This is a genomic window from Rhizobium sp. SVR5-9E, assembly GCF_056755095.1.
This window is the reverse complement of the sequence record NZ_JBNDHS010000131.1, coordinates 1-13,946: the sequence shown is the minus strand read 5'-3', so window position 1 is coordinate 13,946 and position 13,946 is coordinate 1. Positions and strand designations below refer to the sequence as shown.

Here is a 13,946-nt window from a genome sequence, read left to right as displayed (position 1 = left end):
GACGCTCGATCGATGCGGACGGCAACAATGTCGATATCCGCACCAAGGGGCGGCACGACCCCTGCGTCGGTATCCGGGCTGTGCCGATCGGCGAAGCCATGGTGGCCTGCGCCATCGCTGACCATTATCTCCGCGACCGCGGCCAGACCGGCCGACTGAAATAGGAACTACCTCCATGCCTTATGACCAGAAGCGTGTCGTCGATGCCATCCGAGCCTTCGAAGCCGGCGAGATCGTCGTCGTCATGGATGATGACGACCGCGAAAACGAAGGCGACCTGATCGTCGCTGCCGTCCACTGCACCCCCGAAAAGATGGCCTTCATCGTGCGCCATACCTCCGGCATCGTCTGCACACCCATGCCGAAGGAAGAGGCAAAACGCCTGAACCTCAACGCGATGGTTGCCGAGAACGACTCCGCGCACACGACGGCCTTCACCGTTTCGGTCGATTTCAAGCACGGCACGACGACCGGCATTTCCGCCGACGACCGCACGCTGACGGTGCGCAATCTTGCCAATCCGAATGTCGGCCCGGCAGATTTCGTCCGTCCCGGCCACATCTTCCCGCTCGTCGCCCGCGAGGGCGGTGTGCTGATGCGCTCCGGCCATACGGAAGCCGCCGTCGACCTTTGCAAGCTCGCCGGGCTGCCGCCGATCGGCGTGATCTGCGAACTCGTCAACGACGACGGCACCGTCACGCGCGGCCCGCAGGTGGTCGACTTCGCCGAAAAGCACGGTCTGAAACTCGTCTCGGTCGCCGACCTGATCGCCTACCGCCAGCGCAAGGAAACGTTGATCGAACTCGGCGCCAGCTTCGACATCGAAACGCCGTTCGGCAAGGCCAAAGCCTATACCTACGCCCTGCCCTGGGATCCGATGCAGCACCTCGCCGTCGTCTTCGGCGATATCCGCGACGGGATCGACATTCCAGTCCGCCTGCATCCGGAAAACGTCGCCGAGGACCTCTTCGGCAAGAAGAGCCCGGTCGATCACTACATGCAGAAGATCGCCGAGGAAGGCCGTGGCATCATCGTCTATCTCCGCGAAGGCTCCGTCGGCGTCGGCCATTACGACAATGGCCGCAAGACGCGCAGCCAGGACCGCGAGTCCCACGCCGAAGCCAAGAGCCGCGAAAGCGAATGGCTGGAAATCGGCCTTGGCGCACAGATCCTCAAGGACCTCGGCGTCAGCTCCATCAAGCTGCTCACCAGCCGCGAGCGCCACTACGTCGGCCTCGAGGGCTTTGGGATCAAGATCGCCAAGACGGAGATTTGCTGAGGATTTCCCTTCTCCCCTCGGGGAGAAGGTGGCCAGAAGGGTCGGATGAGGGGGCGGTTCGGCATATCCTGCTCCCCCTCATCACCTCGCTGGCGCTCCGGCACTTCTCTCCGCTGGGGAGAAGTGGCAAGCGGCTACCCCCTCCACCCATCCAGCAGCACAACCTTCTCCACCCCTGCGAACTTCGCCACGCGCTCCAGTTCCGCCTGCAGTCTTTCCAGCCGACCGGCCGATGCTCTCACGCCCGGCTCTAGCCATAGCCGTTTGACGTCCAGCGTTCCGCTCTTGCGGTCAGCCTTCATGTCGATGCGGCCGATCAGTTTGTCGCCTTCGAGCAGCGGGAAGACGTAGTAGCCGTATTCACGCTTCGGCTCCGGCACGAACACCTCGATGCGGTAGAAGAAGCCGAAAAGGCGTTCGGTACGATTGCGGTCGCGGATCATCGGATCGAAGGGGCTCAGCACGCGAATACGAGCCGGAGGCTCGGGATAGTCGCCGGCGGCGGGCGGGAAATCCGCGAAGACCCAGGAGGGACGCGGCTTGCCCCCGAGCGCAGGTTCGATCAGGACCTCCGTCAGTTCGTCGCGGTGCTCGCTTACCCAGGCCTTCGCCTCATCCGGCGAGAGCAGGTCCCAGAAGGCGGCGATTTCGCCATGTGTCGCAAAGCCGAGCCGCTTCAGCGCGCTTCGGCAGGCCCAGTCGACAAAGTCCTCTCGACTCACTTCGGGATCGCGGAATTCGGCCGGGATGACGCGTTCGACCAGATCATAGATCTTCTGGAAATTGGAGCGGCCGGCGATGGCGAACTTCCCGGTGCGCCAGAAATATTCGAGGGCAGTCTTGTTCGGATGCCAGTTCCACCAGCCGCCGGAGGTGTGGCCGTCCGCTTTGATCTCGCGCGCCGTAATAGCGCCGTCGCGCGCCACCCGCTCGTAGGTCTCGTCGAAGGCATGCTCGAAACCCTCGCCGCGCCATTTGCGCCAGCGCTCGATGATGACCTCTTCCTCGTGGCGGAACTTGTGCTTCCAATATTTGAAGAAGACGCTGGGCAGGATCGAGGCGTCGTGCGTCCAATGCTCGAACAGCACGCCGTCCTTCTCCAGCAGCGCGGTCAGATGCTCGCGCTTGTATGTCTGGTTGCGGGAAAAGAGTATCTGGTGATGCGCCCGCTCGACCGTCTGGATACTGTCCACCTGCACGAAGCCGATGTCATGGATCAGCTGCAGCAGCCCCGCCTTGGTCAGGGCGCGGTTCGGCGACATGCCGAGACCCTGTTTGGCGAGAAAAATCCGGCGGGCGTCGCTGTTCGAAATGAGATTCGTCATGAGAGCATCATATTCGGGAAAATGTTCCTAGCCACCTGTTTTGCACTTTTGCGGCTGCGGCTATAGAAGCAGCATCGGACTGTGACAGGGGAATGATTTGGACATCCGCTTCGAAGGGGCTGCAGTCAGCTACGGGGCGCGGGAAGCGCTGGCGCCGCTGACCCTCAGCCTCACGGAAAACCGCATCGGCGTGATCGGCCTCAACGGGTCGGGCAAGACGACCTTTGCGCGGCTCATCAACGGGCTGACGAAGCCGACGGCAGGACGTGTCATGGTCAATGGACGGGACACCGCCGGCGAGCGGTCCACCCTCCCCGAGGTCGGCTTCATCTTCCAGCAGCCGCAGAACCAGATCATCCTGCCGATCGTGCGTGACGATATCGCCTTCGGGCTGAAGGGCCGTGGTCTTTCGAAAGCCGAGATCGAGACGAAGGCGGAAGGCGCACTCGCCAGGTTCGGTGCGGCTCACCTTGCACGGCGCCGGGCGCACGAACTTTCCGGCGGCGAGCTGCAGATCGCCGCCCTTTCGGCGGTGCTCGTTACAGGCCCGAATATCCTGATCCTCGACGAGCCGACAAACCAGCTGGACCTCAGGAACCGTGCACTCGTGCAGAAGATCATCGAGGGTCTGCCCGAAAATGCCATCGTGATTACCCACGACCTCGAACTGATCGCCGATTTCGGCCGGGTCCTTGTTTTCCACGAGGGCAGGCTCGCGGCCGATGCGCCCGCAGCCGAAGCAATCGCGCGCTACCGGGAGATCGTCGCCTGATGCAGTCCCTTTATCTCGAAGGAAACAGCTTCATGCACCGGCTCCCGGCGCGCTCGAAGCTGCTTGTGCTGGCGATCCTCGGCATTGCTCTCTTCGTCACCCGCAACATTCCGCTGCTTTCGCTCGGCGTGCTGGCGACGGGTGCCGTCTATTTCAGCCTCGGCCTGCCGCCGGGCCGGGCGCTTGCGCGGTTGAAACCGGTGCTGCTGACGATCATCGTCGTGGCGCTTTTCAGCCTCGCCTTCAATCCATGGCATGCCGCCGTCGTGGCGCTTTTGCGGCTGACGGCACTCATGCTCTTTGCAGCCGCGGTAACGGCAACCACGACGATCAGCGAATTCATCGACGAGATCACGCTGCTTGCCCGTCCGCTGGAGCGTGCCGGCCTGGTGGCGGCAAATGATGTCGGCCTGGCGGTCGGGCTCGTCGTCCGTTTCGTGCCGGAAATCCTTGGCCGCTACCACGCGATCAAGGAGGCGCACGTCGCCCGCGGCATCAAGGTGCGGCCGGTCACCCTGCTTGCGCCGCTCATCATTCTCACGCTCAGGGATGCGGATAACATCGCAGCGGCGATTGACGCGCGCGGCTTTCGGCGGCATGTCAGTTAATACTTTATGAACATGGAGCCGATGATGAGTACCCGCGACCTCGTTCTCTCTGCCCTCTTCGCAGCCATCATCGTGGCGCTCGGCATTCTGCCGCCGATCACCCTCGGCTTCATCCCGGTACCGATCACCGCCCAGTCGCTCGGCGTCATGATGGCGGGCGTTGTGCTTGGGGCGCGCCGCGGGGCGATGGCCGTGCTGATCGTTCAGGTTCTGGTCGCGATCGGCCTTCCGGTTCTTTCCGGCGGCCGCGGCGGTCTTGCTGCCTTTGCAGGACCGACAGCGGGCTTCCTCATCGGCTGGCTCTTTGCCGCCTTTGTGACAGGTTACCTCAGCGAGCGCCTGGTAAGGGCGGAGCAGTCCGGTCTGGTCCAGACGGTCGGCTTCTTCCTCGCGTCGATGATCGGCGGCATCGTCGTTCTCTATGCTTGCGGGATCGCCTATCTGGCAGTCGCGGCCGGGCTTGATCTTCGGCAGGCTTTCGTCGGCTCGATGGCTTTCATCCCAGGTGATGTCATCAAGGCATTCGTTGCAGCGCTCGTCGGCCGCGCCGTCATGGCGGGCTATCCGTTGCTCCCCGCGCGCGCCTAGAGCATCCTGCACTCAGGTGGGCTCGCCTTGGGTGCAGATAAGATGCTCTAGTTTCAAAAAGGTAGAGCGTCCTTTGTGCGTCCATTCGGACGCACGGCGCTCTAGTCGAGGAAAGTATAAAGCCAGTCGCGCGTCTCCTCGGGGATCGCGGTCAATGACTGGTCTTCACGCTCATGCGCCTGCCAGATGATTTCGACTTCGGCGGCGCGCTCATCTTCCACCTCGACGGCAATCAGGAACCCCACAGAACGGACCCCGATCTTGTCGACCGCGGGGGTGAATTCCACGATATCATCGTAATGCAGCGGCCGGTGCAGATGGCAGGTAATCTTGCTGACGGTATAAATGGGCTCGTCGCTCAATTGGGGCCGCATGGACCAGAAATTGGTAAGTACGGCTTCGGCATAGGAAATATAGCACGAGAGGAACATCTGGCCCTGCATGTCCACATCCCGGTAGGGCACGCGTATTTCCGCTACATTCGAGCGTTTTGACTTTGCCATATGCCTGCCTGTCCCCATCCCATACTCAAAGCCTAATGGCGGGGCAGGCTGAAGTAAACCGTGGAGATCAAACGGTCACGATAGCGTGCGAATGTTGAAATCGCCGACATTCGCGCCATCTGGTGTGGATCCCGACCGGCGTAAGCCATAAGAGTATCCGCATGAGCACCCGCCTTTACGAACACCCGATCTTTCTCGAGCATGTCACCCCCGCAGGCCACCCGGAGCGGCCGGACCGGGTCCGAGCGATCAACGTCGCGCTCGGCCATCCGAACTTCGCGCGGCTGGACCGGAAGGAGGCGCCGCTGGCAAGTGAAGAGGCCGTGCTGCTTGCCCATCCGGAGGAACATCTTCGCGCGGTCATGCGCCATATCCCGGAAGAGGACGGCGAGATCAACCAGATCGAGGCCGACACCTATGCGAGCCCCAAGAGCCTGCAGGCAGCGCTGACAGGCGTCGGGGCGGCCATCGCAGCGGTCGACGACGTGTTCACCGGCCAGGCCGACAACGTGTTCGTCGCCGCCCGTCCGCCGGGCCACCATGCCGAAAAGACGACGGCGATGGGCTTCTGCTTCTTCAACAATGCCGCGATTGCCGCCCGCCATGCCCAGAAACGCCACGGCGCCGAGCGCGTCGCCATCGTCGATTGGGACGTCCACCATGGCAACGGCACGCAGGACATCTTCTGGGATGATCGTTCGGTCCTCTTCTGCTCGACCCACCAGATGCCGCTCTACCCCGGCACCGGCGCCAAGGACGAGACGGGCAAGCACGGCACGATCGTCAACGCGCCGCTTTCTCCAAACGTCGGCAGCGAGCAATTCCGCGAGGCGTTCAAATCGCGCGTGCTTCCCGCTCTCACCGATTTCCGGCCGGATCTCATCATCATCTCCGCGGGCTTCGATGCGCATCACCGCGATCCGCTGGCGCAGATCAATCTTGTCGGCGAGGATTTCGACTGGGCGACCGGCAGACTTCTGGAGATAGCCGACAAAAGTGCCTCCAACCGGGTCGTCAGCCTGCTGGAAGGCGGGTATGATCTGGAAGGACTCGCCGAATCGGCGGGCCTGCATGTGCTTCGATTGATGAAGGGTTGAGTATGACTGACAACGCCAAGCCGGAGGTTTCCGGTCTTTCCTTCGAGAAGGCAGTTGCCGAACTCGAAAGCATCGTTGCCCGCCTTGAGCGCGGCGACGTGGCGCTGGACGAATCCATCGAGATCTACGAGCGCGGCGAAGCGCTGAAGAAGCACTGCGAAACCCTGCTTTCGGCCGCCGAAAACCGCATCGAGAAGATCAGGCTCGACCGCGCCGGCAAGCCGCAGGGCGTGGAGCCGCTGGACGGGGCCTGACCCGCAAAACATTCCCCGAACCTCTGGCCGGAAGCAGGCCGTCGATCTAACATCCGCCTGGTCACAACAGGGGGAACGGTTGAATGACGGACAGGCTGAAGGGTAAAGTTGCCATCATCTCGGGCGGCGCGACGGGCATGGGCGGCGCAGCGTCAAAGCTGTTTGCGGCCGAAGGCGCACGCGTCGCGATCATCGACCGCAATAGCGAGGCGGCGGCGCAGACAGCAGCGGCGATCCGCGATGCAGGCGGTGACGCGGACTACTGGGTTGCCGACGTCTCCGACGAAAAAGCGGTGAATGCTGCTGTTGCCGGCGTCGAGGAGCGCTATGGCGCCGTAACCGTACTCTTCAATCATGCCGGCACCATCGTCATCAAGCCGTTCCTGGAAACGACGCTGGAGGAATGGGATTGGCTGCATGCCGTCAATGTCCGCTCGATGTTCCTCATGACCAAGGCCGTGCTGCCGAAGATGATCGCTGCGGGCGGCGGGTCGATCGTCTGCACCTCGTCCATCTCCGCCGTCGCGGCAACGCCGATGGAGGTGCTCTACGACACGACCAAGGGCGCGGTGCACATGTTCGCCCGGGCGATTGCGGTGGAATTCCGCGACCGCAACATCCGCTGCAATGCCGTCTGCCCCGGCTTCATACGCACGCCGCACGGGCTGCGGGAGGTGACCGAATTGCAGGCGCTTGGGGTCGATGTCTCCGATGCGGCGATCGCTGCGCAGCAGGGGCGGATCGGCGAACCGGAAGATGTCGCGAGGGCGGCGCTCTATCTGGCAAGCGATGAATCGAACTTCGTCAACGGCGTGCATCTCTTTGTCGACAACGGCTTTACGGCCATCTGACAATTTGGCCCCTTTCGCTGCGGTCCGCCAGGCGCTATTTCTGGCGGCACCCCAGCGCTCGGAGAACCTCATGTCCTTCTTCCCCGGTAAAGACCCGCTGCCTGGCGATACTTTCGCCTGCGACGCGATCGAGAACCTGATTATCCCGCGCACGAGCGACATCGGTGGCTTCCAGGTGCGGCGGGCCCTTCCGACGCGGCAGCGGCGGTTGGTGGGGCCGTTCATCTTCTTCGACCGGATGGGTCCGGCGATCCTGAAGCCTGACGAGGCGCTCGACGTGAAGCCGCATCCGCATATCGGCCTTTCGACTGTCACCTATCTCTTCGACGGCGAAATCCGGCATCTCGACAGCCTCGGCACCGAAAAGGTGATCCGCCCCGGCGACATCAATCTGATGACGGCCGGGCGCGGCATCGTGCATTCGGAGCGCACGCCCGACAATCTGCGCGGTCATCCCCTGTCGATCTCCGGCCTTCAGACCTGGCTGGCGCTGCCCGACGACAAGGAGGAGATCGATCCGGCCTTCGCTCACACGGAGAGGAGCGACATGCCGCTGATCGATGACGACGGCGTCACGGGCCGGGTCGTGATCGGCTCGTTCGAAGGGCTGTTGTCGCCGGTCGAAGTCTTCTCCGATACGCTTTACGCCGATCTCGCCTTCGCGCCCGGTGCCAAGTTTCCCTTCGGTGCGGCTCATGAGGAGCGCGCCGTCTATGTGCTTTCAGGCGAAGTCATCGTCGCCGGCGATCGCTTTGCGGCGGATCAGCTGCTCGTCTTCCGTCCAGGCGATGCCATCACGCTTGAAGCGGGATCCGCCGGCTGTCATCTGATGCTCTTCGGGGGTGCGGCCCTGAACTCCAAGCGCTATATCTGGTGGAACTTCGTCTCGTCTTCCAAGGAGCGTATCGAGAAGGCGAAGGAGGAATGGCGCACCGGCCGCTTCGATATCGTGCCGGGGGACGAAGAGGAATTCGTGCCTTTGCCTGAGGGCTGAATTCCTTTAGAATTAAATGCTTGCGGTTCTTGAAATGCATTTGTTTTGCCGCAATCTAATCGAATAAACAAAACCCAAGAACGATAACAAAGAGCGCCCGCCCGTGACAAATCCTCCGAAAACCCCGTTGCTCGATCAGGTCAAATATCCGACAGACCTGCGCAAGCTCGAGGATCGTGACCTGCCGCAGCTTGCGCGCGAGGTCCGTGACGAGATGATCGACGCGGTATCGCGCACCGGGGGTCATCTTGGGGCAGGCCTTGGGGTCGTCGAGCTGACTGTTGCCATTCACAGCGTGTTCAATACGCCTAACGACCGACTGATCTTCGACGTCGGCCACCAGTGTTATCCGCACAAGATTCTTACCGGCCGCCGGGACCGCATCCGCACGTTGCGCCAGGAAGGTGGCCTTTCCGGCTTCACGCGCCGCGCCGAGAGCGAATACGATCCCTTCGGGGCGGCGCATTCCTCCACCTCGATTTCTGCCGGTCTCGGCATGGCGGTTGCCGCCGAACTCGACAAGACCGACCGGCGCGTGATTGCCGTCATCGGCGACGGCGCGATGTCTGCCGGGATGGCCTACGAGGCGCTGAACAATGCCGGGGCGCTGGATGCGCGGCTCATCGTCATCCTCAACGACAACGACATGTCGATCGCCCCGCCGACAGGGGCGATGAGTGCTTATCTCGCGCGCCTTGCCTCGGGTCGCACCTATATGGGCTTCCGCGATCTCGGAAAGAAGCTGACCGGCTATCTCGGCAAGAAGGTCGATAGTGCGATCACCCGCGCCGTCGAACATGCGCGTGGCTATGTGACCGGCGGGACCATGTTCGAGGAAATGGGGTTCTACCATATCGGTCCGATCGACGGCCATTCCTTCGAGCATCTGCTCCCGGTGCTGCGCAACGTGCGCGACAATGCGCAGGGACCGGTGCTGATCCATGTCGTGACGCAGAAAGGCAAGGGCTACCCACCGGCGGAAGCCGCCGCCGACAAGTACCATGGCGTCAACAAGTTCGACGTCATCACCGGGGCGCAGGCCAAGGTCAAGCCGAATGCGCCGAGCTATACGAGCGTGTTCGCCGAAGCGCTGGTGCAGGAAGCGAAACTCGACGACAAGATCATCGGGATCACGGCAGCAATGCCGAACGGCACGGGCCTCGACAAGCTTGCCGAGATCTTCCCTGCCCGCTGTTTCGATGTGGGGATCGCCGAACAGCATGCGGTCACCTTCGCCGCCGGCCTTGCCGCCGAAGGCTACAAGCCCTTCGCCGCGCTCTATTCCACCTTCCTGCAGCGAGCCTATGACCAGGTTGTCCACGATGTCGCGATCCAGGGCCTGCCGGTCCGCTTCCCGATCGACCGGGCCGGTTTTGTTGGCGCCGACGGCCCGACGCATGCAGGTTCGTTCGATACGACATTCCTTGCCACCCTGCCCGGTTTCGTGGTGATGGCGGCTGCCGACGAGGCCGAACTGAAGCATATGGTGCGCACAGCCGCAGCCTATGATGCCGGTCCGATCTCCTTCCGCTATCCGCGTGGCGAAGGCGTCGGCATCGATATGCCGGCGCGCGGGGAGATCCTGCAGATCGGCAAGGGCCGCATCGTCAAGGAAGGCACGAAAGTAGCACTGCTCTCCTTCGGCACGCGGCTTGCGGACTGCTTGCTGGCGGCAGAAGACCTCGACGCTTCGGGCCTCTCGACGACGGTTGCCGACGCTCGCTTTGCCAAGCCCCTGGACCATGAACTGATCCGTCAGCTTGCCCGCCATCACGAAGTGCTGATCACCGTCGAAGAAGGCGCCGTCGGCGGCTTCGGCAGCCATGTCATGCAGTACCTCGCAATGGAAGGGCTGCTGGACAACGGGCTGAAGATCCGTTCGCTTGTCATGCCGGATATCTGGGTGGAGCAGGCGAAGCCCGAGATGATGAACGCCCATGCCGGTCTCGACCGCGCGGGGATCGTTTCTACGGTGTTCAAGGCGCTGGGCGGTGGTGCGGCCGTCGGCGTTGCCGGCTAAGGATAGCCGGAGCCTGGATCTGCGCAGGTTCCCGATAGCGCGACAAAGCCTGCTGCGGTTCTGGGATTGCTGATCGCCGCCGCAAACAAAAAGCTTGCAAGCGGAGGCCTTGCCGGTCATGGACAGCCGATGTCCGATCAGAACACCCAACGCCTCGACCAGCTTCTCGTGAGCCTCGGCCTTTTTGCCAGCCGCTCGCGAGCGCGCGATGCCGTCGCCCGCGGCACCGTGAAGGTCGCCGGTAACGTCATCTCCAAGCCGGGCGCGCTCTTTGCCGGGGATGTTGCAATCGAGATCGACGATCCTGCGCAGGATTATGTGTCCCGCGCGGCGCTGAAGCTCATTGCGGCGCTCGATCATTTCCGTCTCGATCCGGCCGGCTACCACTGTCTCGACATCGGCGCTTCGACGGGCGGCTTCACGGAAGTGCTGCTGGAGCGCGGTGCAGGGCATGTGACCGCCATCGATGTCGGTCACGGGCAGATGCATCCGCGCATCTCGGCCGATCCGCGAGTCACCAATATCGAAGGGCTGAACGCCCGCAATCTGACGGCAGAGGATATCGGCCGGCCGGTGACCTTCGTCGTCTCGGACGTGTCGTTCATTTCGCTGAAACTGGCGCTGGCGCCAGCCTTGCGGATTGCCGAGCCGCGCGCAATTGCGGCACTGTTAGTCAAGCCGCAATTCGAGGCCGGGCGCGAAGCGATCGGCAAGGGCGGGCTGTTGAGGGACCCCTCCTCCGCGCCCGCGGTGGCCGCCGAACTGGAGCGCTGGCTCGTCGACGACATGGGCTGGAGGAGCCTCGGGCTCATCGCCTCGCCGATCGCAGGCGGCGACGGCAATCAGGAATTTCTACTGGCAGGAACGAAGCCGTGAGCACCGAAACAGTCACCATCCAGAAACTCGGCGGCCAGGGCGACGGCATTGCCGTCGGGCCGGACGGCCCGATCTATGTGCCCTTCTCGCTTCCCGGCGAAAGCGTGGCGATCGCGCGCGTCAAGCACCACGGCACGATCATGTCGATCGCTCAGCCTTCTCCCGACCGGCAGGAACCACCCTGCCGCCACTTCGGTCCGGATGGCGTCAACGGCACCTGCGGCGGCTGCACGCTGCAACACATGGCCGATGCACCGTACCGCGCGTTCAAGCGGCAGCTGATGATCGACGCGCTGAAATCGCATGGAATTACGGCCGAGGTCGGCGAAATCGTCCCGGCGCATCCCGGCGAGCGCCGCCGCGTCGTCTTTGCGGCGCGCAAGACCGAGAAGGACATGCTGATCGGCTTCAACCAGGCCGAAAGCCATCACATCGTGGCAATAGAGGAATGTCCCATCTCGTCGGCGGGCATCGTGGCGCGGCTACCGGCGATCAAGGCGATCGGCGCAGCACTTGCGACAAGCGCCGAACCCTTCCGCATCTCGGTCATCGAAACGCTGTCCGGCCTCGATCTGGCTGTCGATGGAATCAAGAAACTGTCCGATCAGCAGCGCCGCAAGGCGATCGAGACCGTTCTCGGCATACGCGGCATCGCCCGCGTTTCGCTGAACGGCGAAATCCTCGTCGAGCCGCAGAAGCCGATCGTCGACTTCGGTGGCGTGCAGGTCTCGCCGCCCGCCGGCGGGTTCACGCAGGCGACGAAGCCCGCCGAAGATGCGATGGCCGAGCTGGTGCTTGCTCATGTTGGCAAGGCAAAGCGCATCGCCGATCTCTTTGCCGGCGCGGGCACATTCTCGCTTCGGCTTGCGCGGATCGGCCGGGTGCATGCCGTCGAAGGAGATGAGAAAGCGCTTGCGGCGCTGGACCTCGGCGCCCGCAAGGCGCAGGGGCTGAAGCAGGTTAGCGTCGAAAAGCGTGACCTCTTCCGCCGTCCGCTGATGACATCCGAGCTGAAGGTCTACGATGCGGTGGTCTTCGATCCCCCGCGCGCCGGAGCGGAGTTTCAGTGCAAGGAACTGGCGCGCTCGGCGGTGAAGAAGATCGCCGCTGTCAGCTGCAATCCCGTGACGCTGGCGCGCGATCTGGCGATCCTCGTCGAGGGTGGCTACCGCGTCACCAGCGTCACGCCGATCGACCAGTTCCTCTGGACCTCGCATGTCGAGGTGGTGGCGACGCTGGAGAAATAATCCGGAACTACGGCCGGCAACCCATCTCAGCCTTGGCGTTTCATCCGCTCGCGGCGGGCAATCTCGGCCTCGGACGGACTATCGGGCCCGAACGATCCGGTGCGGATCTCGCCGGCGCGCTCGTAGACGCTCATGACGACACCGGTCGTAGAAACGGCCGTCTCGGTGAGCCTCAGTGCGCCCGGTTGTATGCCATCGCGGAAGAGACGCTTGCCGCGACCAAGCATGAGCGGAAAGGTCAATATCCGGAACTCGTCGATCAGATCATGTGCCATCAAGGTCTGTAGAAGGCGGCCGCTTCCCTGGGTCAGCAACCTAGGACCAGCCCCCTGCTTCAGCCGGGCGACCTCCGCGGCAACGTCCCCGTTGAGGGCAATGGATTTCGCCCAGGTCAGCGGCTCCGGCGAGGAGGTGGCGACGTATTTCGTCACCCTGTTGAAGCGCGCCGCGATGGGGTTCTCGTCACCGATGAAGGGCCAGTACGCGGCGAAAATTTCGTAGGTCGTGTGTCCGAGCAGAAGGTCGAAGGGGGTCGAGAACATCCCATCTATGAATTCCCGTATGCGCACGTCCGAGTAGGGGACGAGCCAGCCGCCATATTTGAAACCGCCCGTCGTATCCTCCTGCGGCCCGCCGGGCGCCTGCATGACGCCATCCAGGCTGACGAATGCTGCTGCAACGACTTTTCTCATTTTCAGATCTCCCGTTGTTCCTGCAACAAGGACGGACCGATGGTTCGGAATCCGACACGTGAATCCGGATTTTTGCAAGCCGCTCAGCGGCGCATGAAAGCCTCAAAGGCGGCGCGGGCTTCCGCACTTTTCAGGCGCTCGGCGAAGTGCCGGGCTTCCTCATCAATGCGCTTGATGATCTCGGCACGGTCGCCACGAATGAGATCACGGGCGATCTTTAATGCTTCCGGCGGCTTGGCGGCGAGTTTGGATGCCGTCGCAAGCGTCAGCAATTCAACGTCTGGCGCGGGGCAGACCTTCCAGACAAGCCCGGCATCCTTCGCCTCATCGGCTGAGAAGGCTTCACCGGCTGCCAGCATCGCGAAGGCCCGCTGATGCCCCATGATGCGCGGTGCGATCAGGCTGGAGGCAGCCTCTGGCACCAGCGCCAGATCGACGAAGGGCGTGCGGAACTGGCTGCGATCGGATGCGATGGTCAGGTCGCAATGCATATGCATCGTCGTGCCGATGCCGATCGCCAGGCCATCGACACCGGAAACCAGCGGTTTTTCGGCATTGACCAACGCATAGAGGAAATCGAGGAGTTCATTGCCCAGGCTGCCGCCCATCGCAGCGGCAAGGAAATCACCGATATCGTTGCCTGCAGAAAAGGCGCCTTCCGTGCCGAGGAAAGCGGTCGCCCGGATGGCACTATCCTCGTTTGCCGCCCTCAGCGCCTCCGTCATCCGCACATACATGGCGCGGGTGATCGCGTTCTTCTTTTCCGGGCGGTTGAAGCGAATGATCTGGATGCCGGGATGGGCTGCGGATTGTTCGACGATGATGTGATCGGACATGGGA

General features: G+C 62.9%; 16 protein-coding genes. 12 read left to right on the top strand and 4 right to left on the bottom strand.

All coding sequences use genetic code 11. The annotated features are described in order from the left end of the window. Both ACPYOJ_RS31660 and ribB read left to right on the top strand, forming a co-directional pair. A partial coding sequence (locus tag ACPYOJ_RS31660) for a chorismate synthase (protein ID WP_481419782.1) occupies positions 1 to 164 on the top strand: 164 nt, incomplete at its 5' end. Between the two features lie 11 nt (positions 165 to 175). Then, on the top strand, positions 176 to 1,279 hold the full coding sequence (gene ribB / locus ACPYOJ_RS31655; protein ID WP_481419780.1) for a 3,4-dihydroxy-2-butanone-4-phosphate synthase: 1,104 nt from the start codon (positions 176 to 178) through the stop codon (positions 1,277 to 1,279). A 134-nt stretch (positions 1,280 to 1,413) separates the two neighbouring features. On the opposite strand, the gene ACPYOJ_RS31650 is transcribed toward ribB, so the two are convergent. Next, positions 1,414 to 2,604, bottom strand: a complete 1,191-nt coding sequence (locus ACPYOJ_RS31650) for a winged helix-turn-helix domain-containing protein (RefSeq protein WP_481419779.1) — start codon at positions 2,602 to 2,604, stop codon at positions 1,414 to 1,416. A 97-nt stretch (positions 2,605 to 2,701) separates the two neighbouring features. Here ACPYOJ_RS31650 and ACPYOJ_RS31645 point away from each other — a divergent pair, with 97 nt between their 5' ends. From ACPYOJ_RS31645 to ACPYOJ_RS31635, 3 genes are read left to right on the top strand one after another with little or no spacing between them, the layout of a single operon-like run. Beyond that, positions 2,702 to 3,376 (top strand): energy-coupling factor ABC transporter ATP-binding protein, encoded by a 675-nt coding sequence (locus ACPYOJ_RS31645; RefSeq protein ID WP_481419778.1) that lies wholly within the window; start codon positions 2,702 to 2,704, stop codon positions 3,374 to 3,376. Then, positions 3,376 to 3,984, top strand: a complete 609-nt coding sequence (locus ACPYOJ_RS31640) for an energy-coupling factor transporter transmembrane component T family protein (RefSeq protein ID WP_481419777.1) — start codon at positions 3,376 to 3,378, stop codon at positions 3,982 to 3,984. The genes ACPYOJ_RS31645 and ACPYOJ_RS31640 overlap by 1 nt, the downstream gene beginning before the upstream one ends. Positions 3,985 to 4,008: 24 nt before the next feature. Further along, on the top strand, positions 4,009 to 4,572 hold the full coding sequence (locus ACPYOJ_RS31635; protein WP_481419776.1) for a biotin transporter BioY: 564 nt from the start codon (positions 4,009 to 4,011) through the stop codon (positions 4,570 to 4,572). Between the two features lie 101 nt (positions 4,573 to 4,673). Here ACPYOJ_RS31635 and ACPYOJ_RS31630 read toward each other — a convergent pair whose 3' ends face one another. Further along, positions 4,674 to 5,075: an acyl-CoA thioesterase gene (locus tag ACPYOJ_RS31630; protein WP_481419775.1), complete on the bottom strand. Its 402-nt coding sequence runs from the start codon at positions 5,073 to 5,075 to the stop codon at positions 4,674 to 4,676. Positions 5,076 to 5,236: 161 nt separating this feature from the next. Here ACPYOJ_RS31630 and ACPYOJ_RS31625 point away from each other — a divergent pair, with 161 nt between their 5' ends. From ACPYOJ_RS31625 to ACPYOJ_RS31595, 7 genes are all read left to right on the top strand, one after another. Next, on the top strand, positions 5,237 to 6,172 hold the full coding sequence (locus ACPYOJ_RS31625) for a histone deacetylase family protein (protein ID WP_481419774.1): 936 nt from the start codon (positions 5,237 to 5,239) through the stop codon (positions 6,170 to 6,172). Positions 6,173 to 6,174: 2 nt separating this feature from the next. After that, on the top strand, positions 6,175 to 6,426 hold the full coding sequence (locus ACPYOJ_RS31620; protein WP_047507965.1) for an exodeoxyribonuclease VII small subunit: 252 nt from the start codon (positions 6,175 to 6,177) through the stop codon (positions 6,424 to 6,426). 83 nt (positions 6,427 to 6,509) lie between these two features. Beyond that, complete coding sequence (locus tag ACPYOJ_RS31615) at positions 6,510 to 7,277, top strand: SDR family NAD(P)-dependent oxidoreductase (RefSeq protein ID WP_481419773.1); 768 nt, start codon at positions 6,510 to 6,512, stop codon at positions 7,275 to 7,277. Positions 7,278 to 7,347: 70 nt separating this feature from the next. Beyond that, entirely contained in the window at positions 7,348 to 8,271 is a 924-nt protein-coding gene (locus ACPYOJ_RS31610) for a pirin family protein (RefSeq protein WP_481419772.1), read from the top strand. A gap of 103 nt (positions 8,272 to 8,374) precedes the next feature. Then, on the top strand, positions 8,375 to 10,291 hold the full coding sequence (gene dxs / locus ACPYOJ_RS31605) for a 1-deoxy-D-xylulose-5-phosphate synthase (protein ID WP_481419771.1): 1,917 nt from the start codon (positions 8,375 to 8,377) through the stop codon (positions 10,289 to 10,291). Between the two features lie 129 nt (positions 10,292 to 10,420). Beyond that, complete coding sequence (locus ACPYOJ_RS31600) at positions 10,421 to 11,167, top strand: TlyA family RNA methyltransferase (RefSeq protein ID WP_481419770.1); 747 nt, start codon at positions 10,421 to 10,423, stop codon at positions 11,165 to 11,167. Beyond that, the gene (locus ACPYOJ_RS31595) at positions 11,164 to 12,414 is read left to right on the top strand and encodes a class I SAM-dependent RNA methyltransferase (protein WP_481419769.1); all 1,251 of its coding nucleotides are present in this window, start codon (positions 11,164 to 11,166) and stop codon (positions 12,412 to 12,414) included. Before ACPYOJ_RS31600 ends, ACPYOJ_RS31595 begins: the two co-directional genes overlap by 4 nt. A 26-nt stretch (positions 12,415 to 12,440) precedes the next feature. Here ACPYOJ_RS31595 and ACPYOJ_RS31590 read toward each other — a convergent pair whose 3' ends face one another. Both ACPYOJ_RS31590 and ACPYOJ_RS31585 read right to left on the bottom strand, forming a co-directional pair. Beyond that, complete coding sequence (locus ACPYOJ_RS31590; protein ID WP_481419768.1) at positions 12,441 to 13,106, bottom strand: dihydrofolate reductase family protein; 666 nt, start codon at positions 13,104 to 13,106, stop codon at positions 12,441 to 12,443. A gap of 83 nt (positions 13,107 to 13,189) precedes the next feature. After that, on the bottom strand, positions 13,190 to 13,942 hold the full coding sequence (locus ACPYOJ_RS31585; RefSeq protein WP_481419781.1) for a crotonase/enoyl-CoA hydratase family protein: 753 nt from the start codon (positions 13,940 to 13,942) through the stop codon (positions 13,190 to 13,192). Positions 13,943 to 13,946 lie beyond the last annotated feature (4 nt).

Coding starts and splice junctions, on each gene's coding strand:
- ribB (WP_481419780.1), top strand. CDS start 176: ATGCCTTATGACCAGAAGCGTGTCGTCGATGCCATCCGAGCCTTCGAA.
- ACPYOJ_RS31650 (WP_481419779.1), bottom strand. CDS start 2,604: ATGACGAATCTCATTTCGAACAGCGACGCCCGCCGGATTTTTCTCGCC.
- ACPYOJ_RS31640 (WP_481419777.1), top strand. CDS start 3,376: ATGCAGTCCCTTTATCTCGAAGGAAACAGCTTCATGCACCGGCTCCCG.
- ACPYOJ_RS31635 (WP_481419776.1), top strand. CDS start 4,009: ATGAGTACCCGCGACCTCGTTCTCTCTGCCCTCTTCGCAGCCATCATC.
- ACPYOJ_RS31630 (WP_481419775.1), bottom strand. CDS start 5,075: ATGGCAAAGTCAAAACGCTCGAATGTAGCGGAAATACGCGTGCCCTAC.
- ACPYOJ_RS31625 (WP_481419774.1), top strand. CDS start 5,237: ATGAGCACCCGCCTTTACGAACACCCGATCTTTCTCGAGCATGTCACC.
- ACPYOJ_RS31620 (WP_047507965.1), top strand. CDS start 6,175: ATGACTGACAACGCCAAGCCGGAGGTTTCCGGTCTTTCCTTCGAGAAG.
- ACPYOJ_RS31615 (WP_481419773.1), top strand. CDS start 6,510: ATGACGGACAGGCTGAAGGGTAAAGTTGCCATCATCTCGGGCGGCGCG.
- ACPYOJ_RS31610 (WP_481419772.1), top strand. CDS start 7,348: ATGTCCTTCTTCCCCGGTAAAGACCCGCTGCCTGGCGATACTTTCGCC.
- ACPYOJ_RS31600 (WP_481419770.1), top strand. CDS start 10,421: ATGTCCGATCAGAACACCCAACGCCTCGACCAGCTTCTCGTGAGCCTC.
- ACPYOJ_RS31590 (WP_481419768.1), bottom strand. CDS start 13,106: ATGAGAAAAGTCGTTGCAGCAGCATTCGTCAGCCTGGATGGCGTCATG.
- ACPYOJ_RS31585 (WP_481419781.1), bottom strand. CDS start 13,942: ATGTCCGATCACATCATCGTCGAACAATCCGCAGCCCATCCCGGCATC.